The organism is Peribacillus sp. JNUCC 23 (genome assembly GCF_053653995.1).
Genome location: NZ_CM132202.1, coordinates 4,176,206 through 4,201,208 on the forward strand (window position 1 = coordinate 4,176,206; position 25,003 = coordinate 4,201,208).

Sequence of the window (25,003 nt, forward strand, 5' to 3'; positions counted from 1 at the left end):
GTTAAATAGTGTATTCATGCAGTCTTTAAAGGAGTGAGTGTAATGAATCAATATGTAAAGAATGAAATCGACCGTCTGATCATTCGGCTACAGACTGACCAGCAAGAAGATGGGTCTTGGCACTATCCATTTGAAATCGGCATTACACCTGATGCGTTTATGATCATTTTATTAAAAGCACTCGACATACGGGACGATGAACTCATTCAAGCTTTAGCAGCAAGAATTATAAGCCGTCAGGAGAAAAACGGCGCGTGGAAGTTATATCATGATGAACAGGACGGGAATGTTTCACTGACAATAGAGGCCTATTATGCATTGCTTTTATCTGGTCTGCATCATGAGAATGATGAGCATATGGAAAAGGCTCGACAATTCATTGTTACTAACGGAGGGTTGAGCAAGGCAAGCTCGATTACAAAAATTATGTTGATACTTACCGGTCAATTGAAATGGCCGCTTATCTTTCCGATTCCAGTCGAAGCCGTATTGCTTCCCCCCACCTTTCCCATTAGCATGTATGATTTATCCGTATATGCGAGGTCAAACTTTCTCCCACTCCTTTTATGCTCTGATCATAAATTTCAGATCAATATTGCCTCAGGGCCTAATTTGAAAGCATTGCTTCCCTCCCGTTCAGACGATCTCTGGGAAGAATTCAGATGCGAGGAGGGCCGTTCCTTGGTTCAAACGATTTACTATGGTGTCAAAAACCTGATCGGGCTTCCTTCCCTACTGCATAAAATGGCAGTCGAGGGTATTAAAAAGTATATGCTTGAACGAATTGAGCAAGACGGGACTCTTTACAACTTTTTTAGTGCTACATTTTTTATGATTTTTGCTTTACTCTCACAAGGTTATTCAAAAAAGGATCCGATCATTCTAAAAGCCGTTGAAGGCTTAAGAGCCATGGCTACTTCCATTGATGGACAGCTGCATATTCAATTCACAAGGCCTGAAATTTGGAATACGGCACTCATTAATTACGCCCTTCAGGAAGCTGGATTAGAACCTGATAATCCAATTGTTCATAAAGCAAATCACTATTTGACCACCCGACAGCAAGTTAAATACGGAGATTGGCGTCTGCATAATCCTCATGCTCTACCAGGTGGATGGGGCTTTTCGGACGGTAACACGATGAACCCAGACATCGATGACACAACGGCTGCACTAAGGGCGATATATCCAGCCACCTCCACTCAGCCATATATAAAAACTGCTTATAATCGTGGGTTGGCCTATGTGCTTTCGACACAGAATGATGATGGTGGATTTCCTGCCTTTGAAAAAAATGTTGATAAAAAATGGTTGCAATTCTTGCCAATCGAACAAGCAGAATTTTTTCTTACAGACCCTTCCACACCTGATCTAACTGGACGAACACTTGAATTTCTCGGTAATTTTACCAATGGCAAACAAACCGCAAGCGCCATCAGAAAAGCAGTAAAATGGCTGTTTCACGCTCAAGAAAAAAACGGATCTTGGTATGGTAGGTGGGGAATCTGTTATATTTACGGAACTTGGGCAGCATTAACAGGCCTTCGAGCTACAAGCGTTGTGAGTAATCATCCAGCCATTCAAAAGGCAGCAAAATGGCTGATGAGCATTCAAAACGAAGATGGTGGGTGGGGAGAATCTTGCACAAGCGATATTGGGAAGAAGTATATGCCCCTAGGCGCAAGCACCCTTACTCAGACTGCGTGGGCTGTTGATGCGCTAGTATCCATTTCTCCTACATCTACACCTGCCATTGAAAAAGGTATCGCTTATCTTATTGGCGAAGGACAAAGCCAGAACTGGACCAACGACTATCCAGCGGGCCAAGGTTTGCCAGGTTATGTGTATATGCATTATCACAGCTACCGGTTTATTTTTCCGCTACTTGCCCTCAGTCATTATCAAAATAAATATGATCATTCGTAAGTAAAAAGGTAAAAATCGGGAATATTCATCAAAATAGAGATCCCATAACGAAAGGGCCGGACCACGCAATCATCATACTCAAACCTCTTTCTACACGAGTCAAAGAAGGATGATAGATAAGAGTAACTCCCAATTCCATAATGACTTGGTTCCTTATTCTTATCCATCATCCTTTAACACATCACTCATTTAAAAATGCCTTTAATGCTTCTTTATTCTTTTCCATCTCAATTTCCAGGACCAAACCTACCGAATGCCTTGCGTCTTTTGCCGTACCATCGATTGGTATCATAAGCTTTTGAATATCTTGATTACTATCTGATATAAACGAAGTGCCCATTCCTAATAGATTGGCGTAACTAAGATTCGTTTGGATGTACGGCTGAATTGTTCCAATCATTCTTGGTAGTTTGAATACCCCTTGAACGCTTGCCATTTTATCAGCCAATATTTGCATAACCTTTTGTTGTCGTTTGACACGACCAAAGTCACTATCCGGACCACCGCGCCATCTGACATATCCGAGCAATTGATCGCCATCTAATTGTTGAACGCCTGGTTTTAGTGTCATATCTATTCCTTTTGACATTTTCTGCTCCACATCGATTTCAACTCCTTTAGGGAAAGCGATATCAATTGTTTTAGCAAATCCCTTGAAATCGATAATGGCGTAATATTGTAGATCGACATCAAAGTTTTCCTTGATCGTCTTTCTTAATAATTCGGTTTCTCCAAATGCATATGCTGCATTCAGTTTATTTTTTTTATGTCCAGGAATATCTACATAGATATCCCGCATGAGAGATACTAACTTTGATTTTTTCGTTTCTGGATTATATTGAGCAATCATAATTGTATCTGTTCGGGACTTTTCTTTACCCCTTGTATCTACTCCAAGTAGGAGGATATTAACCCGCCCCAACTGATCTTCTACACCCTTGAACTCAATATCTGACTTTATGTTCGTGTCAATTTCAGCTTCAGACTTCTGTAATGCCATCTTATATTCAAAATATAAATATCCTGCTCCAGAAAGACCGATGAGAACGAGTATTAGAAAAATCGATAAAAAGACTTTCTTCTTTTTCTTCCTTCGATACTTGCTTGATCTTGTCCCTTTGTTTGGTTTTGTCATGTTTGTACGCCCTTTTCGTTTGATCCACTTATTAACAACTCATTGCAGTAGTCAAACCAAGTTAGTAACCCTAGAGAAAACAGGTAAGTAATGTGACACTTTTTACTTTTCATCTATTAGGGGTATTATCACACGATCCCTCTATAAATATTACAATTATTTTCTTTGATCTATCCAGAATGACCGTGAGTGTCAATGAAACGGGAAGTCCCAAAGAAAGGGTCAGACTTCGCAACAACTAAATACGCGTAAGATAAGTGTCTTAAACACTACATACTGTTTTAGCGTGCGAGGTCAGACCCTTATGAGACACCCTTGATTCAGTTATTATTTGTCATTCCAGTGCTGATCAATAAACTCATCACGCCCAGATTGTTTGCGATCTTCTTTATAATGCTTCGGATTCTTCTTATGGAAATCTTGATGATAATCTTCCGCTTCATAAAACGTTTGAGCTGGTAGGATTTCCGTTACGATCGGCTTCTTGAATTTGCCGCTCATCGCCATTTCTTCTTTTGACTTTTGAGCCAATTCCAATTGTTTCTCGTCATGATAAAAGATAGCCGCTCGATATTGATTGCCGCGATCTTGGAACTGACCGTCTGGATCTGTCGGATCAATTTGCTGCCAAAACAGTTCCAACAAACGCTCATAAGGGAAAAGCTCTGGATCGTATGTAATTTCAACCACTTCATAATGACCAGTCGTGCCTGTTTTTACTTGCTCATATGTCGGATTTGTAACATGTCCACCAGAGTATCCAGAAACAATTCCACCAATACCAGGTAATTCTTCAAACGGTGTCACCATACACCAAAAACAGCCGCCTGCAAATGTTGCTTTTTGCATAAATGATGTCCCCTTTCTATTTTGCGTAAATCAATATATCATAATCATAACTCATTCGCTTAATTAAAAAGAAATCTAATGATCGATAAAGTGAAACTTCAATCAGTGGAAGTTTTACTGCCCGTTGAATCGGGATATTTTTTACTTCCTTTAATTAAAGTCTGACTTTTTCAAAATGCTCAACGATAGGAAAAGGATCATAGTAATGATGCAAAAGCTTCTTCCACTCCTGATATTCTGCAGATTCCCTAAAGCCTACAGTATGATCCTCTAAACATTCCCAAGTCACTAACAACAAATATTTCCCTTCTACCTCCAGGCAACGCTGCAAACTGTGAGTAACATAGCCATCCATCGAGGAAATAATCTTGGAAGCTTCACGAAAAGTTTCTTCGTATTCATCTTCCAGTCCTTGTTTAACTTGTAAAAAAGCCGCTTCTAATATCAAGACGATCGCTCCCTATTTAAGATACTATAACAATACCCCCACATAGGCACAACTGTATATTTAATGAAGTTAAAAAAATCAGATAATTCATCCCTAAGTATAGCCTATGCTTGAATCTCGGTCTATTACGTTTTAGAGCTGAAAAACAAAAAGACTGCCCTAATGGGAAGCCGTTTTAAGATCTTATTAAAGAGAAGATCATTTTTTAGTTTTGTGAAAGCAGCTTTTTTCTAGTACAGTCCAAAGGCTCTTCATTTCTTATTTAAACCAACCTTTTTCCTTAAACCGCGAAATCGCCTCAATCCGGTTACTTACATCTAATTTATCAAGAATGACAGAAATATAGTTACGTACTGTTCCTGTTGTAATAAACAGTTCCTTGGCAATTTCTTTCGTATTCTTCCCATCAGCAATCAGACCAAGCACTTGCTTTTCCCGATCGGTTAATGGATTTTCCTCTTCGAAGGCCATATCAACGAGCTCTGGTGCATAGATGCGTCGTCCATCCATAATTATTCGAATCGAACTTGCTAAATCTTCACTAGGGCTGTCCTTCAATAAATATCCGCCAACTCCTGCCTTTCGCGCACGTTCAAAATAACCAGGGCGGGCAAACGTCGTAAGAATAATGATTTTGCAAGAGTGACCCTTTAATTCTTCCGCTACATCAAGCCCGCTTTTCGCCGGCATCTCAATATCCATGATGCAAATATCGGGCAAAAGACGATGAACAAGAGCAAGTGCCTCTTCACCATTGCTCGCTTTTCCGACCACTTCCATGTCTTCTTCCAAATCAAGTAGAGATCCTAGTGCGCCAAGTAACATGCGCTGATCTTCTGCAATGACGATTCGCATCATACCATCCCCTCCTGTTCTGCCTTCTTAATTCCGTTCGGTACTCGAATGTAAAGTGTCGTGCCTTCAGAAGATTGGATTTCTAGGCTACCATTCACGAATTCCAATCGCTCCTTCATCCCTTTTAGGCCATTTCCATGAAAAAATTCAGTTTTTTGAATGCCAACCCCATCATCCTGTACTTTTATAAGCAGCTCTGTACGCAGTTTCTCAATAGACAATTTGCACCAAGACGCTTTGCTATGCTTGACAACATTATTTACAGCTTCTTTCAAACACATGCTTAACACATTCTCTACTAACAAAGGGGTATGGGGCAAATTCGTATCCCCTTCCATACTAAAGTCCATTTGAGCTGCTTTTAAAATTTGCCTGATCCTCAGAACCTCATCTTCAAGCTTTGTACCTCGCATTTCGGAAACCATTTCCCTCACTTCATTCAGTGCCGTTCGAGCAGTCTGACGAATATCGTTAATTTCATTTTTGGCAGACTTAGGATTAATCTCCATTAGCCTGCTGGCAAGATCGCTTTTCAAACCAATAAGGGAAAGCTTCTGTCCCAACGTATCGTGCAGATCACGGGCAATGCGCTGACGTTCTTCAATTTTCACCAATTCAGAGATCCGCTTGTTTGCATCTTCTAATTTCTCTTCCAGCTCTTCACGCTTGTTCCTATTATAGGTGCTAACTGGGAGCAGGATAACGCCAATTACGCTAATCACGATAAAAGGAAGCTGTGATACGAATATCTCCTTTTGAAAAATAAACCCTAAACTAACAGCGGCAATGGTTGAAACAAGATGAACAATATACAAGCTGATAAATCCAGCTTTATTTTGGACATTCCCAATGAAATAGGCCAAAAATAAAGAAAAATAAATATAGCCAAATAGAGCGGTCATCGCCACGCTGATCACGATTTGAATAGCGACAAAGACGTATACCGGCCACCCCTTTAATTTAAACGCAAAACGATAGGAAGTAAAAAACAGGATAGTCATAATAATTCCAAAGAAAATGACAAATAATGACGAGGACTTAAAAATAAAGTAAAAAGGAAGAATACAAAAGATAATCCCAACATATGGGCTAAGGCCCGTATTTTTAGGAAAAATATGATACCATTTCTGCATGAGATGCCTCCTACATGTATCGTTCATTCTAGTATATACTACTAAATTAACAAAAAACCATTCTTTGGCTTACGGAATGGTTTTTTGAGTGGATAAGGGGCGGGGCTTCGCACCGCCACCTTTATACAGTGACACAGTTTATCCCGCATTAACGGGCAGTAAAACCCCCACTGATTGAAGTTTCACTTTATAGTACCTGAACCTTTTTCATCGTTGGGTTAGGGCAGGCGCTCATGGATATATTGTGTGAATCTTATTTTTCTTGCAAGCTTTGCTGGTCTGGATTTACTTTAGCCGTATCAAGCAAATGCTTAATTTCTTTAAAGCTAACGAACGCTTTATTCTTTTGATCAAAAAGTCTAAAACGAAGAGACTTTAAACTTGTCCCCAGTGTAATCGTCGTTGCCTTTTGCAATGGCGGTGTCGATTCATGAGCTTTTTCTAAGTTATAGTTCGGAACTCTTGGAGATAGGTGATGAACATGATGGAATCCAATATTCCCTGTTACCCATTGCAAGATTTTCGGCAATTTATAATAAGAGCTTCCATCCACTGCCGCCTTCACATAATCCCACTCTGATTCATTTTCAAAATAGGAATCCTCAAATTGATGCTGTACATAGAACAACCAAATTCCGAGGGACCCTGACACAAAGAGAATCGGAGCTTGCACGAGAAGAAAAGCCTGCCAGCCGATTGCCCAGCATAGAAGTGCATAAATCGCTACAATTGAACCATTCGTTACGTACATATTCAAACGCTCTTTGCGTCTTGCATCTTTTCGATTAAACCGATTAGACACGAGAAATAGATAAATCGGACCTAGCCCAAACATGACAATTGGATTTCGATAGAGCCTGTACTGCAAGCGACCCCATGGAGTGGCAGCGACATATTCTTCTACTGTCATGACCCAAACATCACCTGTTCCGCGCTTGTCCAAGTTACCGCTTGTAGCATGGTGAATGGAATGACTTCTTTTCCATTGTTCGTATGGAAACATCGTGATAATCCCGCTAATCGTGCCGAGGATTGTATTGGCCTTTTTATTTTTGAAAAACGAGCCGTGGGTACAATCATGGAAAATGATAAAGATTCTTACTACAAACCCGGAAGCTAGTATGGCAAACACAAGTGTTAACCAATAAGATACCGCTAGACTTTGATAAGCCGCAAACCAAAGTAAAAAAAACGGCGGGAATGTATTAAAAAGCTGTTTTACGCTTCTCATCATATCTGACTTCTCAAATGGAGCAACATTTTTTCTTAGTTCTGCAGTCTTTTGTTTACTCATGACGTCCTCCTAATACCGATTAGGCTTAACATTCAGCCCTCTTATATACTTATAGTAGAATATAACACCAGGTAATGATAGGCATAAACGTCAAGTGGTCTATATGACAAATATCATGTACACCATGCGCAAGTGCCGAGTTCATAGGAAACGAAGCTAATTGTGCTAGGCACTAAAACTTGAAACTTTGTTTTTTTAATTAACCTATTCTTCTAATATAGAGTAGGATTTCCCAGTTGTATTCTCAATTATTCTTTTTTTACATTAAAAATGGAAGAGTTCCGATGCTCTTCCATCCAATTTAGGGATTTTGTTAATAGATCTACTCATTTCATCTGATTGTCCATTGCTATTTCCAACTGTTGTTTTTTAGCAATTCCTTCATAATCATAAACTACTTTGACATTTCACATCCGCTATTCTCTATAAATGAGCACACAAATGACCCCAGAAGAGCAGCTTCTGAGGTCGATGACTTTGCAGTCTCATATTTAGTTATTAATATACTTTTCGTATACTTCACCAAAGTCTTTCGTATGGTACTGCTCACGAACAGAAGTTAACCACGTAAAGCCAAAATCAGTTAAGTCTCTGTATGTATCTGCTAATTTATTGTCATCCGTTCGTGAGTTTTGTAGAATACTTACTGCTTTATCTAAGCTTTGCGATGCCAGATCGATATAGATCTTATTTTCATGAGTGATTTCAGATATACGTAAAAGTGATTTATATAAATCTTTTAATTGTTCAATTTGGTCTTTTTTTACATCAATATCAAATTGCTCTTTTCCTACTTTAAATTTAATTTCAACATCTAAATCAATTTTTCCTGCCGTTTCAAGGAACACATCAGATATGATGTATTGGGAATACGGATATCGTTTCAATGTTCTTTTAGAGGAAATCGCACTTTCTCCATCCACATGAACGATCGCCAAATTCGTAAAGCAGTACTCATCCATTTTTGTCTTAATTAAAAAATAGATCTTTTCATCATCTTCATGCATGATATAATCGTCGGCATCTGTTTTGTCATAATCCGAAGGTGAAATAATGGTTCCGATATCTGATAAACCTAATGCGTCTGAAGCAATTTTTTTAAACATCGTACGAACTCCTCCCATTAATCAGTATTCCGTTTAATTTTAACAGGAGATTGAAGTGATGTGTATTTTTTCAGTTGAAGTTGAAAGAATTATACGAACCGCAGTTCTAGGCCATGAGCCACTTATAACCCAAAGAGCAGATTTCAAAATTCATATTTGGAATCTGCTCTTCTTCATCTATTTCCCCTGAATTAAGTAGTCTTCCCTGAATTTGACGAGGTTCATTCAAATGAATATAGACAATTAAAAGGAGGCAAGAGAGTCTATTCTCTTGCCTCGCAGTGTATTTAACTTCTTTTTCTAAAAGACAACCCTAGTGATAATAATCCTACAATTAAGGCCGCAATAGAAAGGTATAATGGTGCATTGCTCGAGCTTGATGTAGTTGTTTCTTCAGACACCTGTTCTTTAGCTCCATTGTCTTTGGTTGTAGAATCCGTTGATACGTCTCCATGTCCGTGATCATGACCAGATCCATCACCTGGGTTTACTACTGTCACAGAAGCTGGTTTATCAGCATCCGGTGCCCCAACCCATTCGACTACACTGCCATCCTTGTACGTTTGATATGCTTTCCAAACGATTTCTGTCGCATCATCGGCTACTTTTCCTTGCATATTAAACTGTCCAAAGTCAGTTGGTGTTAAGCCTTCTCCTTCTGCTGTCCACGTAACACTCGTAATTTTGTCAGACGCATCTTTTTGAACTTCATATTTCCAGCCTGCTTTTGGCTCAAAACGAGTGATATTTACCTCAGCTGGGAATTTCACTTCAATTTTAGTTGTTGGAACCTCTTCGTTTTCAGACGGAACTCGGACTGTAAACACTTCATATTGCCCTTGTGAAGTTTCCTTTGGCTGAACCGTAACATGGGCACTTGCCATACCGGCAAATAAAGAAAATGCAGCAATCATCATTACCGTGAATGTTAATAATTTTTTCATCATAAATTCCCCCAATTTTTATATTAGCTTTTAGTACACAATAAAATCCTGACTGAATACATGCTCATTATCCTCTGAATCTAATATTCGCGTCTCCACAATCCAGTTCCCAGCAAAAGGTAGATATTGGCCATCTACCATGTATTGAACATCCATTGATTGGTTTATCTCGGAAAAAGGTACTTGAATCGGAGCGACATCAGGATTATCTTGGTATTTTAAAAATAGCTCAACCCGTTTAATCGTTATACCCTCTTCATGAGAGTTTACTTCAACCATGAAATGATTCGTACCGGGTACCTTTGGTGAAATCGTTGTTGTGAATTCGATATTCTTTTCTCGTTCATGCCACACTAGCGGTTCGTTTTGCGGCATAGGACTTAAGTGAGTGAAAATCCCCACTATGATTAAAATGATGATCATCAAACTAAAATCGATTTTCAACCATTTCCCGATCGCATCTTCCTTCGCCTTTTTCATTGTATATCGTAAAATAACGCCCGTTACAATTACCAATAAGACTAAGGAAACTTTGATTAATAGCATAATTCCCCATGGCGTATAGAGTAGATAATCAATTTTGGGTAAAAAGATCAAGGTTGAAGCAATTCCCGTTACGAATAGAACAAGGATACTTATTAACGCTACTTGAGAGAACATCGGCAAAAATCGGCGAACATGCTCTCGTTGCTTGTTCCAAAAGACAAGGATATAAAATAGCCCCCCTGCCCATATCGCAGCTGCGAGTAAATGGATGATATCTATTGAAATTGTACGAATCGGTGGATCAAAGGCCATGGCATGTCCGTTTATACTCTTTACCGCAAGAATCATAAATACCCACAATCTATCCAACCAGTTAAATCGGAGTAAAAGTACAAAACCAGAAAGAGATAATACCATGGATAGAAACCAAGATATCCCTATTGTCGTACCCGTTAATACGGACCAAATATCACTTAAAGTCCAACTATCTAACAGATCTATAAATTGCATAAACCCCATGCCAATGGTTGTAGTCAAAAGCATAATTTGCAAATAGATAGCCCACTGTCGATAACTTGTCCTCATTTCTGGAATGTCTACTTTTTTCAAAGTGCCCCATATAATCCAACCAGTAGCAAGGAGCAATATAATATAATAAAGAATCCTTACTATAGAATTATAGATGCTATACAGTGAAGATTCGTTACCGGCTTTTTCTACATCAAGTTGGTTCATGTTGCTTTTTAGAACCGTTCCTTCACCTATTGAAATGACATAAGACCCTTTTACTGGATGACCATCTGCTGATAGTACACTATATGATATGGCGTAGTTGCCGTTAGGAAGAGTCGGTAAAGCTTGCTTTATGTATTTTTGATCCTTACCAATCTCTGTTTTACTTTTGCTAACTAGTTCGCCATCTTCATTAAATACTTTTATCGAATAAAGCTCTTTTTCAAGTCTTTCATTAAACATAAGAACAATTTCTTTTGGAGAAGACTTTAAGTGACTATCTGAGGCAGGAGTCGCTTTTTCTAGCAATGCATGCGCAAAAACTCCTTGTGGAACCGCAAAAATAAAAAATATCACACATACTATTAAAATATTTCTTAGAACAGTCTTATTCATACTAACAGCAACCTTTACTCTTTTCCCTTTGTTTAGCTTCTTTTTCCATCGCTTCTGTAAATGTTACAACGTTTCCGCCAAATCCTCGTGCAAACCTTTTTGCATGTTCACTTTGATTAAAGGGAAGAAATTGAGGCTGGCAACAACCTAGATCAAGAGTTGTTTCCAACACAAAATAAGCATTCCTAGCACTTATCGTTGTATTTGTAAAAAAATCATCACACAATATCTCAAGTACCTCATTATCTAGCATTTGGTTACGTATGAAGCCACAATGCATACAACACGCGGTTTCCACTCTATTCTCTGTTAGAATTAAGCGACAAGAGAGTCTATTATTAATAGTTTTATAACAAACCACACATTCATTTCGATTCGATACGTTTGTGTCTTGATTAGCTAAACTTATCCCACCGAATGTTTTTACAACAAATCCAGATGCAACCATCGCTTTTATATCTCTATGAATGGTCATATCTGAAACTTGAAACCTTCCGCTTAACTCGGAGATCTTAAGCGCTTTGCGGCGTACGACTAACTCTTTAATTTGTTTCTGCCTCTCACTCGCTAACAATTTATCACTTCCCCCTTCCCTTTCTTTAATTACTTCTGATATACAAACTATAACAAACTATAACAACTTTAAACGAAATCTAACATTTCTATTTTTAGTATACAATTATGATAAGAACCTAACAATCATTAAAACCCTATTTTTATGACAATTGTATGACTTTCCCTTATTAAACAGCCTCTATTGCTGGGTACATCAGATGAGGGTATCCCAAAAGGATCTGATCCCCTCGCTACTGGGCAGACTCAAGTCATTTTTTTCATCTGCCAACATCAGTACATAAAATAAAGACGATTTTACCCAAACCTTAGGGAAAATCGTCTCTTTATTCCTATTTAGACTACTTCCACCTAATAGTGAAAAATGGGACATCCAATTACATTAATGAGTTATTTAAGTGTATAGCGTTCTTCAATTCTGTAATATTTCCAGATAAATACGGATACACCCCAAATAATTAAAAACGCAGCAACTAAAAAATAACCTAAATTGCCAAAATCGATTGCCGCAAGATCATTCCACAAACCACCGGATAAATGAAGTTTTTCGGTCGTAATTTGTGCTAGTTCAACAATCCCAACTGCTAATGCTGCAACAACAGAAATCGCTGTTACTGTTAAATTGTAGTAAACTTTCCGAACGGGTTTATTATGTGCCCAAGCATAACTCTTCGTCATTAAAATACCATCTAACGTGTCAAATAAACTCATACCAGCTGCAAATAATAATGGAAGTGAGATAATACCAAGTACAGGTAAATTACTTTTCGCCGCACCCGCTGACATCGTCAATAATGAAATTTCTGTAGCGGTATCAAATCCTAGACCAAATAAGAACCCAATCGGATAAATATGCCAACTTTTCGTCACCACTTTAAATAACGGCTTTAAATAACGCGTAAAAAAGCCTTTCGCCTCAAACATTTTCTCTAGTTCTGATTCAGAAACTTTTTCTTCTTTCAATCGACGGAAAATTTTCCATAGTTGCATAAATAACATTAAATTTAAGATAGCTATGAATACTAGAAAAACACCTGATACTGTAACCCCGATAATCCCACCTATATCTTGCATGCTAGACATGTATTTTGCGACAAACTTTACAGATACAGCTGTTAATACAGCTAATAAAAAGACGACTGTTGAATGGCCTAATGAGAAGTAGAATCCGACTCCTCTTGAATCTTGCTTTTGGGCAACTAATTTACGAATCGTGTTGTCGACTGCAGCAATATGATCAATATCAAATGCATGACGAATACCAAAAACATACGCAGCGATCCCCAAGCCAATAAAGGTTGGATGAGTTGGTACTGCTGTAAATAATGCTATGAATCCGGCAACATGGATCACTAAAACATATAACATATACCGATTCCAGATAAATTCTTTCCAGTCTCTTGCTTTCATCTCGTCAACGACTTCCTTCCCTCAGCTAGATTAGCCAGGAATCCCCCACCTATTTTCTTGATTCGCTATACATGCATTTAGGTGAGGGTATTACAGCCTGTTAAACCTGGATAAAAAATTTCAATTACCCCTTATACTTGCTCTACTGGTGCCACTGTAAACTTTCCATAACCTACGCCTTTTAGACTGGTCAATTTATTACTGAGCTGCTGAATGTCTTTCGCCTTCCCCTTTACTACAATGAGCTCAAGACAGCTGGCATGATCTAAATGGAAGTGTGTAGTAGCCAGGATAAAATCATGCATATCATGTTGGACTTTTGTTAGTTCATCTAGAAGATTTCTTTGATGATGGTTGTAGAATAAAAGGATGCTTCCTGCCACAATTTGTTCTTCCTCTTCCCATGACTGTTGAATCAGGGCATCACGAACAAGGTCCCGAACGGCTTCAGAACGGTTTTCATATCCTTTCTGTTGGACTAAGTGGTCAAACTTTCTGAGCAAATGACCTTCCATGGAAACGCCAAATCTTTTTAGTGTAGAATCTTCCATTGCATCTTCCCCCTATTGTTTATCGCAGATTAACGAGTAGTAAGCCCCCTTGAACACGCTTAGCAGATTCGAAGAAGGATAAAAAGGCCCGTTTGGTGATATACAGTGAAACTTAACGCTGCTCTTCAGCGGTTTAGTTGAGGCCCACACTTACTTAGTCTGTGATTCATTTCATACTGTCGATTGATCGAAGCGTTTGCTGCGATCTCAGCGACAGTAGAACGGGACTACCTATGATTGGGGGATAAAAGCTCCCCCCTAATCATGGAAGTTTCACTTTATCCCATTCTTCAATATTCCATAGCACTCCAGAACCATGATGTCCTAATGTACGGGTGGTAATGCCACTCACTTGTTTATTTACACCATATAACGCATCTAAATAAACAAGAAAGTTAAAGGCCGGATCTATTGCTAATTCCTTTTGGAACTGCTCATAAAATTGTATTCGCTTCTCTTTATCCGGATTGATCCGCGCATCTGTTAATAGCTGATCAACTTTTGAATTTTTGTAAGCAGTCAAATTATTAAGACCATCACCAATTTGGCTGCTGTGGAAAATACGGTATGTGTGATCATCAGGATCAAATGGACTGCCCCAACCAATTACAAAGGCATCTACTTCATCCAGTTTTATCGCCGACCAGTCTAATGGTTTTAAAATAACGGAAACCCCGAGCGGCTTCAATTGCTCTGCTACAACATTAGCAAGTGCAACTCGAACAGGATCACTGATCGGTGAAACAAGATCAAACTCCAGTCTTTTGCCATCTTTAACACGGACACCGTCGCTCCCTTTTTTCCAGCCTGCTTCTTCTAGTAATTGATTTGCTTTTTCAGGTTGATAGGTGTACATGTCTTTTTGTGGTGCATTAGCCCATGATTTCTGTAGTGGACCGTATGCTGGCTCTCCTTTATTAGCTAGCATACCACTTACAATTGCCTCACGGTCAATCCCTAAATTCATTGCTTGGCGAATCCTTGCATCCTTGAATAAAGGATTTCGGAAATTATACATGACGGCCCTGTAATCCGCTGTTGAAATCGTCTTTACAGTAAAATCATCGTTTTCTTTTACACTTGCAAGTTGATTAGGTTCCATGAGAGCAAGATCTATTTCTCCAGTCTTTAATTGTAAGGCACGTGTATTAGCGTCCGGTATTGGTTTAAAGACGACTTCATCAAGTTTTGGTTTCACGCCATAATACGTTTCGCTGCGCTCGACCGTAATCGTATGATCATTTGCCCACTCTTTCAATTTAAAAGGGCCGTTCCCAACTGGATTTTGGTTAAAATCCGTTGTGTTAATATCTTCATCTTGCAATATATGTTTTGGTACAATACCGACCTTCAGCTTGTCAAGCAAAGGCGGGAACGGATTGCTTAAGGTAATTTGCACTTGATTTTCTTCAAGGACGTTAACTTCCTTTATCTCATTGAAGTCACCAGAAATCGGCGAATTTGTCTTAGGATCCCTTATCTTATCTAATGTAAACTTCACGTCTTCAGCTGTGACCGGCTTTCCATCTTGCCATTTTGCATCATCACGAAGAGTAAATGTATACGTCAGCTGATCGGGAGAGATCTTCCAATCCGTTGCCAAGTCAGCGACAATTTCATTTTTCTCTGTCGGTTTAGTGAGGCCCCGGAATATCAAGCTATCAAGCTCACTATGTTCTTCTTCATTTAGTACTGGATTTACTTGTTCGATTTCCGCCTCTATTCCATAGACGAGCTGTTTGGTTGCTTGATGAGATTTATCTGTAGGTTTTTCTGCCGATTTGTCCCCGACACATCCTGCTAATAACAGCATACTTGATACAAATGTTGATATAAGGACTGCTTTAGTTTTTTTGAATGGCATATTCATTCTCCTCCATTGTACTTTTTTCTTTTAATCGATCACTAGGATGCAAAGTGAGCATCGACGATAATAAACTTTTTGTATAGATATTGATTGAAGAGACCAGCTCATTTGCATGTGCCTCTTCAACAATTCTCCCCTTTTCCATCACAAGAATACGGTGGCAAAGTGCCATTGCTGCGCGAATATCATGTGAGATAAATAGTATAGCTGTTTTTTCCCTTTTATTTATTTCTTGCAATAGCGAAAGCATTCTTGCCTGAGAACTCATATCCAGACTGGCAAACGGCTCGTCTAAAATGAGAAGTTCCGGCTTTAGTAGAAGTGCCCTTGCAATGGCAACCCGTTGCTTCATACCTCCTGACAGCTCATAAGGGTGAACTGAAAGGATATGTTCATGTAACCCGACTTTTTGTAACACTTCCTTGATTTTTTCTTTTTTATTCTCACCATCCTCTTTCCAATAATCCAGTCCTTCCCCAACAATCTTCTCGACATCCCAGCGAGGATCAAATGACGCCAGTGGATCCTGGTGTACCCATTGGACTCCTTTTCGAAAGGGAGAGGATCCATGCCAGATGATTTTACCCTTCTCGTATGACTCTAATTGCAGTAATAAGCGGGAAAGGGTACTTTTTCCACTCCCACTCTCACCAATTAACCCAACAATCTCCCCCTTGTGAATAGGAAAGCTAACATCGCTCACCGCTTGTACAGAATGTTTGCGGAACCATTTCTTTTTGAAATAAGCTTTCCCTACATGTTCTACTGTAAGGAGCGGCCTACTTTCGACTATTTGTAGCTGTTCCCGTATATTTGTAAGCTCCCGGTGGTGGTGCAACAATTGCTTCGTGTGCTCATGAACTGGATGATCAAATAAATTCATGACTGTTGCAGTCTCAATAACCGTTCCATTTTGCATAACGACAACATAGTCTGCCATCTCTGCAACCACTCCAAGATCATGCGTGATAAAAAGAACGCTGCCCCCTGTGCGGGTGCTCCAATCCTTGATTAGATGAAGGACATCCGCCTGAATACGCAAGTCTAATGCTGTTGTTGGTTCATCCGCAATTAACAACACTGGATCAAGTGCTAAAGCAAGTGCGAGCTGAACACGCTGTCTCATTCCCCCGGAAAGTTCAAACGGATACGATTCATAAACATTCTCTGCATTTTGCAGCTGCATATCTTGCAATAATTGAATGGCTCGCTCTTTTACTTCTTGCTTCGAAAGATTCGTATGGGTGGAAAACAACTCTCTAAAGTGCTGCCCAATCGTTCGCATGGCATCAAAAGTAGCATACGTATCTTGAAACACAAATCCCACTTGGGTTCCGCGATAAACCTGCTGTTGCTTTTTACTCATAGTAAGCACATTTTCATGCAAAAATTCTATCTTACCGGAAGAGATGGCGATTCCTTTTGGCAATAAGTTAAGCATCGCTTTTGCTGTGATACTTTTTCCAGAACCACTTTCACCAATAATGGCGACAATCTCACCTGCTGGCACAACAAATGCAACATTATCCAAAAGCTGCTGTTCCTTATTTGATTGAAGACATACAGAAAGGTTTTCAACTCTTAATACATGTTCCTTCATGATCTCCCTCCTTTCTTTAACTGTGGTAGAGCAAAGCGGTCTTGCAACACATCACCTAAATAGGTAACGGCCAGAACCGTACAAGTAATTAATAGGCCAGGAAACAAAGCAATCCACCATGCGCCTGATAATAAATAACTTTGCGCCCCCATTAACATATTTCCCCATGACGGTTCATGAGGTGGTATGCCAATCCCTAAAAAGCTCAGAGTTGCCTCTGATAAAATGGCATGACTCACTCCACTAATGGACATCACAATAATCGTCGGTAAGCATTGTGGCAGTAAATGCCGAGTTAACAATTGAGAGGATGAAGCGCCAACCACAACCGAAGCTTGAATGAAAGTCTCTCCTTTCAAAGCTAAAATCTCTGTCCGGATTAAACGGGCAATCGGCATCCAACTTGTCATGCCGATAATAACCACAACTGAAAGTAAGCTGGCTGGGATCAATACTTGAATTCCAATCATAAGCAAGATGCTCGGAATACTTAGGAGTGCATCAAGTATTCTCATCATAATGCGATCAACCACTCCGCCCAAAAATCCACTAATAATCCCAAAGCCTGCGCCAATCACAATTGCCATCATCATAGCCGCCGCTCCGACAGTAAGTGATATACGCCCCCCGTACAGCAATCGTGTCAATACATCACGGCCCAGTTCATCCGTTCCAAATAAATGAGCAGCACTTGGTGGTTGCAAAGTTTTCGCTAACCCAATTGAAAGAGGATCATATGGTGTTAAGACTGGTGCCAAAAAGGTCACCAAAAGCAAGATTAATAAATAACAAAGTAGAACATTTACAAACCACTTTCTTTTTCCTCTCATCTGCCTTCCCCCTTCAACAGATGTTGCCTCATTCTCGGATCAATCCATGCACAAATGAGATCAACCACAAAGCTACCAAGAATAACGATACTCATACTCAGCAAAATGACAGCCATCAAAACGGGATAGTCATGGGCAAGCGCTGATTTTAATGAAAGACTCCCAAGTCCTGGCCATGAAAACAGTGTCTCTACCACAACAGATCCAGCGATTGTAAGCGAAAGGGACATCCCCATAAAAGACAGATAAGGTAGTGAAGCATTTGGAAATATATGCTTCCAAAGAATCGTTTTCTCAGAAATGCCACGTGCCCGGAGAGCCCAAACAAACTCTTTTTCCTGCGTGACAGCGACGTGGTTGCGCAATATACGAATATAATACCCAATATGAGATATGCCCAGAACAAAAGCTGGCATGATAAGATGCTTCAACCAATCTCCTATTCCTTCTTGACCTAAACCAGCTGTTGGTAGCACACCTAAATAGACGGAGAAAAATAACATGAGCATTAAGGCAAACCAAAAAGATGGTAGTGACATGAAAATAAAAGAAGCAACGGTGGTCGCATGATCTAAAAATGAGTAGCGCCGGAGCCCGGTTATGACTCCAAAAAAAAGAGACAGGACTACTGTGAAAACCGCAGACGCCAATATGAGGATAATGGTCGGTTCAATCGCATGAGCAATCATAATTTTAACTTCTTCACCCGTCGTGTATGACCGCCCCCATTCTCCTTGTAGCACACCGATAAACCACTTGGCATACTGAGTATATAACGGTTCATTCAAACCGAGATTTTCAGCAATACGTACCTGGTCAGCCTGGCTCATTTTTTGAATCTGATCCCCATACATGGCTGCTGCAGGACTTCCCGGCAACATTCGAATAAACGCAAAACAGAGAATACTTCCAATAAGAAGCACCACCAGCGCCTCAAATAATCTTGAAACAATATATCTAGTCATAAGCCCTCCCTTTTTTCCTTATGCAAATCAAAGAGCGGACTGCTTTGTCTTGCATTCATGAAATTGATTACCAATTTTTATAAAAGTGACACATTTTTAACATTACGTAACACGAATGTACCTGAGTGGCAAACTACTCTTTAAGAAGATTCCCCTATGTACTCTTTTATGATGAAATTCTTCTGTTTCTGATACTCGATAGCATTTTGATGCGATTTAGAAAGAATATGACAGAGACGATGCTATTACTCAAAAAGTAAAGAAGAATTGGTGGTGATAACCAGATACACTATCAAAAAAATTTCTTTTTTGTTCTGAATTAGTAAAGAGACTTCCCTAATGCCAAAGAGTTAGTAAAGAGACTTCCCTAATGCCAAAGAGTTCATTCTGAGTAACACGATTATTCCAATTTGTAACACGGACATGCACATCGAAGTGAATTTTAAAAACACCAATACTTATATTATAATCCTTACCCTCACTATGCAAGTTTTATGACAGTCTTTTTTTAAAATATTCTACAATGTCATCTGGTCGGTGTGTCAATTACTTAACAATCTAATCATTGCTAATTCAGGTGATACTAATTTTTCAATATGTACACCTAAGCGACAGTATGGGAAAATTGTTTTTTTAATTATGACAGTCTAACTAAATAATTTATTCTCAAAATAATAGTAGTACTTTTTAGTTAACAAAAGGGTGAATCCAATTGATTATAGCGAAAAAAGAGTAAACGAAAGTATCTTTATCCTCAACGTAGGTAAAGATGATAGAAGAAAAAGCGAAATCATAAATGGAGGATTATCAAATCATGTATGATGTTGTCATTATCGGCGGCGGTCCATGCGGCTTAGCTACCGGCCTTGCTCTACAAGAAAAAGGAATAAGTTATATCATTATTGAAAAAGAAGCGATTGTGAATTCAATTGTTAATTGTCCATTGGATATGCGCTTCTATAGTACTTCAGATCGTCTGGAAATAGGGAGTATCCCTTTCCTATCCCAAGAAGTACGACCGACACGAACAGAGTTGTTAAAATATTATCGCCTCGTTACAGAACGACAAGCTATTAATATTAAATGCTATCAAAAAGTTGATCGTGTAACGAAAGATACAGATTTTTTTACTGTACATACCGTTGATCGCAAAGGAACAAATAGTTCTTATCAAGCCCGTATGATTGTTATCGCTACCGGAATTTTTGATCACCCGAAAAGAATCGGCGTTGAAGGCGAAAATATGTCAAAGGTTATGCATTATTACAAAGAAGGGCATTCCTTCCATGGACAAGACGTAACCGTAGTTGGCGGGAAGAATTCCGCTGTTGAGGCAGCGATTGACCTTTATCGCAGCGGGGCGCGTGTCACACTTGTCCATCGTGGGGACACTGTTTACAAAGGAATTAAACCATCTTTACTTTTAGATATTCGAAATTTTGTCGAAAAGGAAAAAATAAAATTTTATCCTAATTCCAGCGTTGAGCAGATCGACGAAACAACAGTTTGTTTACAAACGCCAGAAGGTCCAATCACGATTCCAAATGACTATGTATTTTCACTGATTGGGTATCAACCCGATACAACGATGCTTCAAGACACGGGGATTACAATTGATTCTCAGACATTAGTACCTACCTTTAATCCAGACACTTATGAAACAAACGTTAATAACGTCTTTCTTGCAGGTGTTGTAACTGGAGGTACTACAAATCGTATTTATATTGAAGATGGACGATTCCATGGATTGAAAATTGCGGGAGAAATTGGCCGTCGCCTAGACTTCATAGCTTAGTTCATGGGGAAACAGGCAAATAAACTTGAAGATTTCTTTTCTTTTCTTTTCTTTTCATTCAAATGAAATAAAACCAGATTATCCATAAGATAATCTGGTTACACCATTTTTACCCGATTCTGTATTCGTACCCATATCGCAGCAACGATAATAAATACTAGCAGAACCACTTGTGGGATGATTGTTTCAAATGTAGGATAAATACCTATCGATTGAATAAATACAAATGACTTGATAGGATTTGTAGGTATGACATTCGCGATTTGTAATGCGTGAATGCTAACACCAAGAATTTTAAAAGCAAAGAAATAAATGAGCAGTGTAGCAATGATAAAAAACAGACGAATTGGTATTTTGACACTAAACCGAATAATGATATATCCAATTACAATCAATAGGAGTAAAGCAGAAACGATTCCTAGTAATAACTGGCTCATGCTCATTTCTGGTGCCATTCCGGCATAAAAAATGATGGTCTCTGCCCCTTCTCTGAAAATTGATAGAAAGCTAATGAGACTAAAAGAGAATAAGCTCCCCGTTGCAACTGCTTGTTTCATTTGTCGATCCAGATACTGATTCCAATTTCTGATGTTCGTCTTGTTGTGTAACCATGCTCCTACCGTTAGCATCATTAGTACGGCGACGATCCCTGTAATTCCTTCAATATATTCACGACTTGAAGCAGCGGTTATTTTTGAAAAAATAAGATTAATGATGATCGCTATAATTCCACTTGCGAAAACCCCAGCTGCTACGCCTCCCCAAACCCACTTTTGTTTATTTGCTTGATTTGTAGTCTTAAGAAATGCCACCAATGTTGCAATGATCAAAAGTGCTTCTAGACCTTCTCTCAATAAAATAAGCGCTGCATCCCATGCTGAGTAACTAGTATTCTCCATAACCAAACCAATTCGATCAATAAGGTCATTCGTCATCGATTCAGCCTTATTTGTATCAATCTCTTTGGAACTAATTATACTAATAATCATTGGAACATTCATTTCAATGTCATTGTACAACTGGTTATTCTTTGTTCGTACTTCTCCTTCAATCATGGGCCATATTGTTAAAAATTCGTTCAGGTCAGAAATGGCTCCGTTAAATTCCTGATCTTGAATTTTTTTTTCGGCACTGTTTAATAAATGTAAGCCATCATTTAACTTATGCGTATCCGTTGACTTTTTTTGAACATTTCCACTTAGAAAATTGCTTATCGCCATCTTTAAATCATTCAATGCCGACAACGCTTTTTGCTGATTCGGAGGATCTTGCGTGATAGCAATCCGCAAAAAGGCTGACTGCTTTTCGATTTCTCCATAAGAGACGACACTCTCATTTCGAACAATGAGCTCATTGGAATTCCATTCAGAGAGGAAAGCTTTATACTCCTCGTTTACTTTGATAAAATCGCCTGTATCAACGGTTTTTTGCATGTTTTCCACTATTGGAAGTAGCCGTTTTACGTTCACTTTTTCCTTCTCATTGTTCACTGGATTTTGCTCAATATCATATTTTTGAACAGCTTTTGATAAATCAGAAAGTACCTGATTTACCGCTTGCTGATCCTTATGTTTTAAAGTGGAATTTACTGTAGTCAATTGGGTATCAACTTTTTCCGCAAACGGACTATCCGACTTTTTAATAGAATTCCACTCTTGTTCAAATTGTTCCATAGAGTCAAGAACAGACTCCCATTTGGCATCCTTAGTATCCATTAAGGCATCACCAATAAAGATAAATAACTCATCATGATTTTCTGCTGCTAAAATCGATGGTGATTTTACAAAACTGAGCAATACGATAAATAGTAAGATCCAGCATTTCCGAAAAATTACTGATCGCATAGACATTCCTTCTTCCACGGACATTTTAATCTAGAATAATGTTTCCCCTATGAAACCGCCTAATGATGTTCCCGGTAAACAAGCAAAAATTGCACTTCCTTTGTGGACAGTATATTCATTTAATTTATCCATTTTCGCGAGGCGTTGCTGCATAGGAATAAATTGTTTACTAGGCTCGCGTTGAAAACAAATAAATAGTAATCCTGCATCAAAGCTCCCTGTTTTCGCATCCATTCCATTTGTATAGGAATAAGGGCGGCGAAGAATCACTTGCTTTCCATCACCTTTTGCTAGCCGTACATGGGCATTTTCCGGAATCATAAGTTTTCCACTCTGATCCTTTAATTCAAGATTAACGGGATCCTTTTCTAGTTTCTGGCCTAACGGTGCACCACTTTCTCGATAACGTCCAAATGTTTCCTCTTGATCCTTTAAAGTGGAGCGATCCCATACTTCAATATACATTTGAATTCTTCTCACAATTAAATAAGATCCGCCTTCAAGCCAATTTGGTCCGTCATCGGGTTGAACCCAAATGCCCTTGTCCATTTCTTGGTTATTCTTTATATCAGGATTTACAATTCCATCTTTGAACCCAAATAAATTGCGCGGCGTTTCCTGTTTTGGGTCGGATTGCTTCGAACGTTGAAATCCTTCTTGTGTCCAACGAATCGTTGCTTTGCCTCTTGCAATGCGTACTAAATTTCGTACAGCATGAAATGCAACTTGTGGATCATCAGCACATGCTTGAACACATAAATCTCCACCAGTCCATTCTTTTTCCAATGAATCAAATGGGAATTTCGGTAAGTCAACTAATTCCTTTGGTTGTTTATGTTTTAGACCAAAGCGATCCTTACCGTCCAAAACAAATAGGCTGGGACCAACTCCAAAAGTTATTGTTAAATTCGCAGGTGAAAGACCCATCACTTCACCCGTATCTTTCGGTGGCATGTAATGATTCGTAGATGGCTCCCCAACTGGATTTCCAGCTGTCATCAGCGCGACTGCTTCTGTCCATTCCTTAAATAACAGTCTTAACTCTTCTTTCTTCGTAGTTATTACGTCCATAGAAACGAAATAAACATTATTTTGCGCCTCTGTTATAATCCCGGCTTGATGTTCCCCATAAAAAGGAATAATTTCATTTTGATCAGCTTTTCCAGTCTTAGATGGCGCTTGATTCGTCATAGCAAAGACACCACCAAGACTAGAAGCCCCAAGTAGGGCCCCAAGGCTACCTATGCCTGTATATTTTAAGACATTTCTACGTGTCACTGGCTTATCCAAAAATGTGGGTTCCTTATCTGGTTTCTTGGATGAATCGGACAATTTTATCCCTCCATAACAATGCCCAGCTGTGATAATGGTTCCGCTAAAACATCGATCGCTTGGCTTAACTCTTTAATCTCAGAATCCTGTAATTCTGTGTAAAGAATATATTTATCATCTTTTTTATGTTTTTCAAGTAATTGGTTGACTTGGTTAAAATGTTCGCCAATTTTTTCCGAAAGGGCTTGATCTTTTTTCGCTAAATCGGATTGTAGCAATTCATAGATTTTCTCAGCTCCTTGGACATTAGCAGCAAAATCATATAAATCAGTATGTGAATAGCGATCTTCTTCACCAGTAACTTTTGAAGTAGATACTTCATTTAATAAATCCACAGCACCTGTAATTAGCACATCTGGTGTTACTTCTACCGTTTCAACTTTTGCACGAAGCAGCTTTGTATCCTTCAACAATTGATCGGCGTATTCTTCATACCCTTTTGTTGTGTTTTCTTCCCATAACCCCTTTTCGATTCGGTGATAACCAGTCCATTCTTCTTCTGGAACATCCCCTTCACGTGCATCGATTTTCGGATCGAGATCGCCAAATACTTCGGCAATCGGCTCTGAACGTTCATAATACATCCGCGCTGTTGGATACAATTCTTTCGCTTTTTCAATATCTCCACTTTTTACTGCTTCTGTAAACTCTTCTGTCGCTTTAACAAATTGACTAATTTCACCTATTGCAAATTCTCGATAAGCCTTTGTTACATCTTCTAGATCGGCGGCTGGAGCAGCAGTTTCTTTTGATTTTGTATCTTTTTTTGGAGTTTGTTCATTCGCTGAACAACCAAATAAAAGACTCATAGATATTAATAAAACGGAAGATAATCCAAACATTCTCATAAACTATAAATCCCCTTTTCACTTATATTGAAAATCATTCTCACTATATTATACAACGGCGCTACTAATTTTCAACTTTTTCTG

Annotated in this window: 21 protein-coding genes; 2 read left to right on the plus strand and 19 right to left on the minus strand. The window is 38.9% G+C overall.

Annotated features, from left to right (window positions below):
• Positions 1-42 precede the first annotated feature (42 nt).
• Complete coding sequence (gene shc, locus JNUCC23_RS20060; RefSeq protein ID WP_454213205.1) at positions 43-1,926, plus strand: squalene--hopene cyclase; 1,884 nt, start codon at positions 43-45, stop codon at positions 1,924-1,926.
• A gap of 181 nt (positions 1,927-2,107) precedes the next feature.
• Here shc and JNUCC23_RS20065 read toward each other — a convergent pair whose 3' ends face one another.
• The 16 genes from JNUCC23_RS20065 to JNUCC23_RS20140 all read right to left on the minus strand — a co-directional run bounded on the left by JNUCC23_RS20065 (position 2,108) and on the right by JNUCC23_RS20140 (position 19,100).
• Positions 2,108-3,061, minus strand: coding sequence for an LCP family protein (locus JNUCC23_RS20065; protein WP_403075542.1), 954 nt, complete (start codon positions 3,059-3,061; stop codon positions 2,108-2,110).
• A 327-nt stretch (positions 3,062-3,388) separates the two neighbouring features.
• Positions 3,389-3,910: a peptide-methionine (S)-S-oxide reductase MsrA gene (gene msrA / locus JNUCC23_RS20070; RefSeq protein WP_062185795.1), complete on the minus strand. Its 522-nt coding sequence runs from the start codon at positions 3,908-3,910 to the stop codon at positions 3,389-3,391.
• Positions 3,911-4,064: 154 nt separating this feature from the next.
• Positions 4,065-4,358 (minus strand): antibiotic biosynthesis monooxygenase family protein, encoded by a 294-nt coding sequence (locus JNUCC23_RS20075; protein ID WP_454213207.1) that lies wholly within the window; start codon positions 4,356-4,358, stop codon positions 4,065-4,067.
• A 258-nt stretch (positions 4,359-4,616) separates the two neighbouring features.
• Entirely contained in the window at positions 4,617-5,216 is a 600-nt protein-coding gene (locus JNUCC23_RS20080) for a response regulator (protein ID WP_403075549.1), read from the minus strand.
• On the minus strand, positions 5,213-6,346 hold the full coding sequence (locus JNUCC23_RS20085) for a sensor histidine kinase (RefSeq protein WP_403075552.1): 1,134 nt from the start codon (positions 6,344-6,346) through the stop codon (positions 5,213-5,215). The genes JNUCC23_RS20080 and JNUCC23_RS20085 overlap by 4 nt, the downstream gene beginning before the upstream one ends.
• A 253-nt stretch (positions 6,347-6,599) precedes the next feature.
• Positions 6,600-7,640, minus strand: coding sequence for a fatty acid desaturase (locus tag JNUCC23_RS20090; RefSeq protein WP_403075555.1), 1,041 nt, complete (start codon positions 7,638-7,640; stop codon positions 6,600-6,602).
• Between the two features lie 491 nt (positions 7,641-8,131).
• Positions 8,132-8,746, minus strand: coding sequence for a PH domain-containing protein (locus JNUCC23_RS20095; RefSeq protein ID WP_403075557.1), 615 nt, complete (start codon positions 8,744-8,746; stop codon positions 8,132-8,134).
• Positions 8,747-9,033: 287 nt separating this feature from the next.
• Positions 9,034-9,690, minus strand: a complete 657-nt coding sequence (locus JNUCC23_RS20100) for a YcnI family copper-binding membrane protein (RefSeq protein ID WP_454213210.1) — start codon at positions 9,688-9,690, stop codon at positions 9,034-9,036.
• 30 nt (positions 9,691-9,720) lie between these two features.
• Entirely contained in the window at positions 9,721-11,304 is a 1,584-nt protein-coding gene (locus JNUCC23_RS20105; protein WP_454213212.1) for a copper resistance CopC/CopD family protein, read from the minus strand.
• A gap of 1 nt (position 11,305) precedes the next feature.
• A complete protein-coding gene (locus tag JNUCC23_RS20110; RefSeq protein ID WP_454213213.1) occupies positions 11,306-11,878 on the minus strand; it encodes a DeoR family transcriptional regulator in 573 nt (190 codons plus the stop codon).
• Positions 11,879-12,267: 389 nt separating this feature from the next.
• The gene (locus JNUCC23_RS20115) at positions 12,268-13,287 is read right to left on the minus strand and encodes a HoxN/HupN/NixA family nickel/cobalt transporter (protein WP_403075565.1); all 1,020 of its coding nucleotides are present in this window, start codon (positions 13,285-13,287) and stop codon (positions 12,268-12,270) included.
• Between the two features lie 131 nt (positions 13,288-13,418).
• Positions 13,419-13,838 (minus strand): nickel-responsive transcriptional regulator NikR, encoded by a 420-nt coding sequence (gene nikR / locus JNUCC23_RS20120; protein ID WP_049683860.1) that lies wholly within the window; start codon positions 13,836-13,838, stop codon positions 13,419-13,421.
• Between the two features lie 262 nt (positions 13,839-14,100).
• Positions 14,101-15,702 (minus strand): ABC transporter substrate-binding protein, encoded by a 1,602-nt coding sequence (locus JNUCC23_RS20125; protein WP_403075569.1) that lies wholly within the window; start codon positions 15,700-15,702, stop codon positions 14,101-14,103.
• Positions 15,683-17,305 carry a nickel ABC transporter ATP-binding protein NikE gene (nikE, locus tag JNUCC23_RS20130; RefSeq protein WP_454213216.1) on the minus strand — a complete coding sequence of 541 codons (1,623 nt, stop codon included), beginning with the start codon at positions 17,303-17,305 and terminating at the stop codon, positions 15,683-15,685. The genes JNUCC23_RS20125 and nikE overlap by 20 nt, the downstream gene beginning before the upstream one ends.
• Entirely contained in the window at positions 17,302-18,135 is an 834-nt protein-coding gene (locus tag JNUCC23_RS20135; RefSeq protein WP_454213218.1) for an ABC transporter permease, read from the minus strand. The genes nikE and JNUCC23_RS20135 overlap by 4 nt, the downstream gene beginning before the upstream one ends.
• Positions 18,132-19,100 (minus strand): ABC transporter permease, encoded by a 969-nt coding sequence (locus JNUCC23_RS20140; protein ID WP_454213220.1) that lies wholly within the window; start codon positions 19,098-19,100, stop codon positions 18,132-18,134. Before JNUCC23_RS20140 ends, JNUCC23_RS20135 begins: the two co-directional genes overlap by 4 nt.
• A 796-nt stretch (positions 19,101-19,896) precedes the next feature.
• Between JNUCC23_RS20140 and JNUCC23_RS20145 the strand changes: the two genes are divergently transcribed.
• Positions 19,897-20,895: a YpdA family putative bacillithiol disulfide reductase gene (locus JNUCC23_RS20145; protein WP_403075580.1), complete on the plus strand. Its 999-nt coding sequence runs from the start codon at positions 19,897-19,899 to the stop codon at positions 20,893-20,895.
• A 98-nt stretch (positions 20,896-20,993) separates the two neighbouring features.
• Here the strand turns inward: JNUCC23_RS20145 and JNUCC23_RS20150 are convergent, their stop codons facing one another.
• From JNUCC23_RS20150 to efeO, 3 genes are read right to left on the minus strand one after another with little or no spacing between them, the layout of a single operon-like run.
• Complete coding sequence (locus JNUCC23_RS20150; RefSeq protein WP_454213222.1) at positions 20,994-22,739, minus strand: FTR1 family iron permease; 1,746 nt, start codon at positions 22,737-22,739, stop codon at positions 20,994-20,996.
• A 30-nt stretch (positions 22,740-22,769) separates the two neighbouring features.
• Positions 22,770-24,071, minus strand: coding sequence for an iron uptake transporter deferrochelatase/peroxidase subunit (efeB, locus tag JNUCC23_RS20155; RefSeq protein WP_403075586.1), 1,302 nt, complete (start codon positions 24,069-24,071; stop codon positions 22,770-22,772).
• A 2-nt stretch (positions 24,072-24,073) separates the two neighbouring features.
• On the minus strand, positions 24,074-24,919 hold the full coding sequence (efeO, locus tag JNUCC23_RS20160; RefSeq protein ID WP_403075589.1) for an iron uptake system protein EfeO: 846 nt from the start codon (positions 24,917-24,919) through the stop codon (positions 24,074-24,076).
• Positions 24,920-25,003 lie beyond the last annotated feature (84 nt).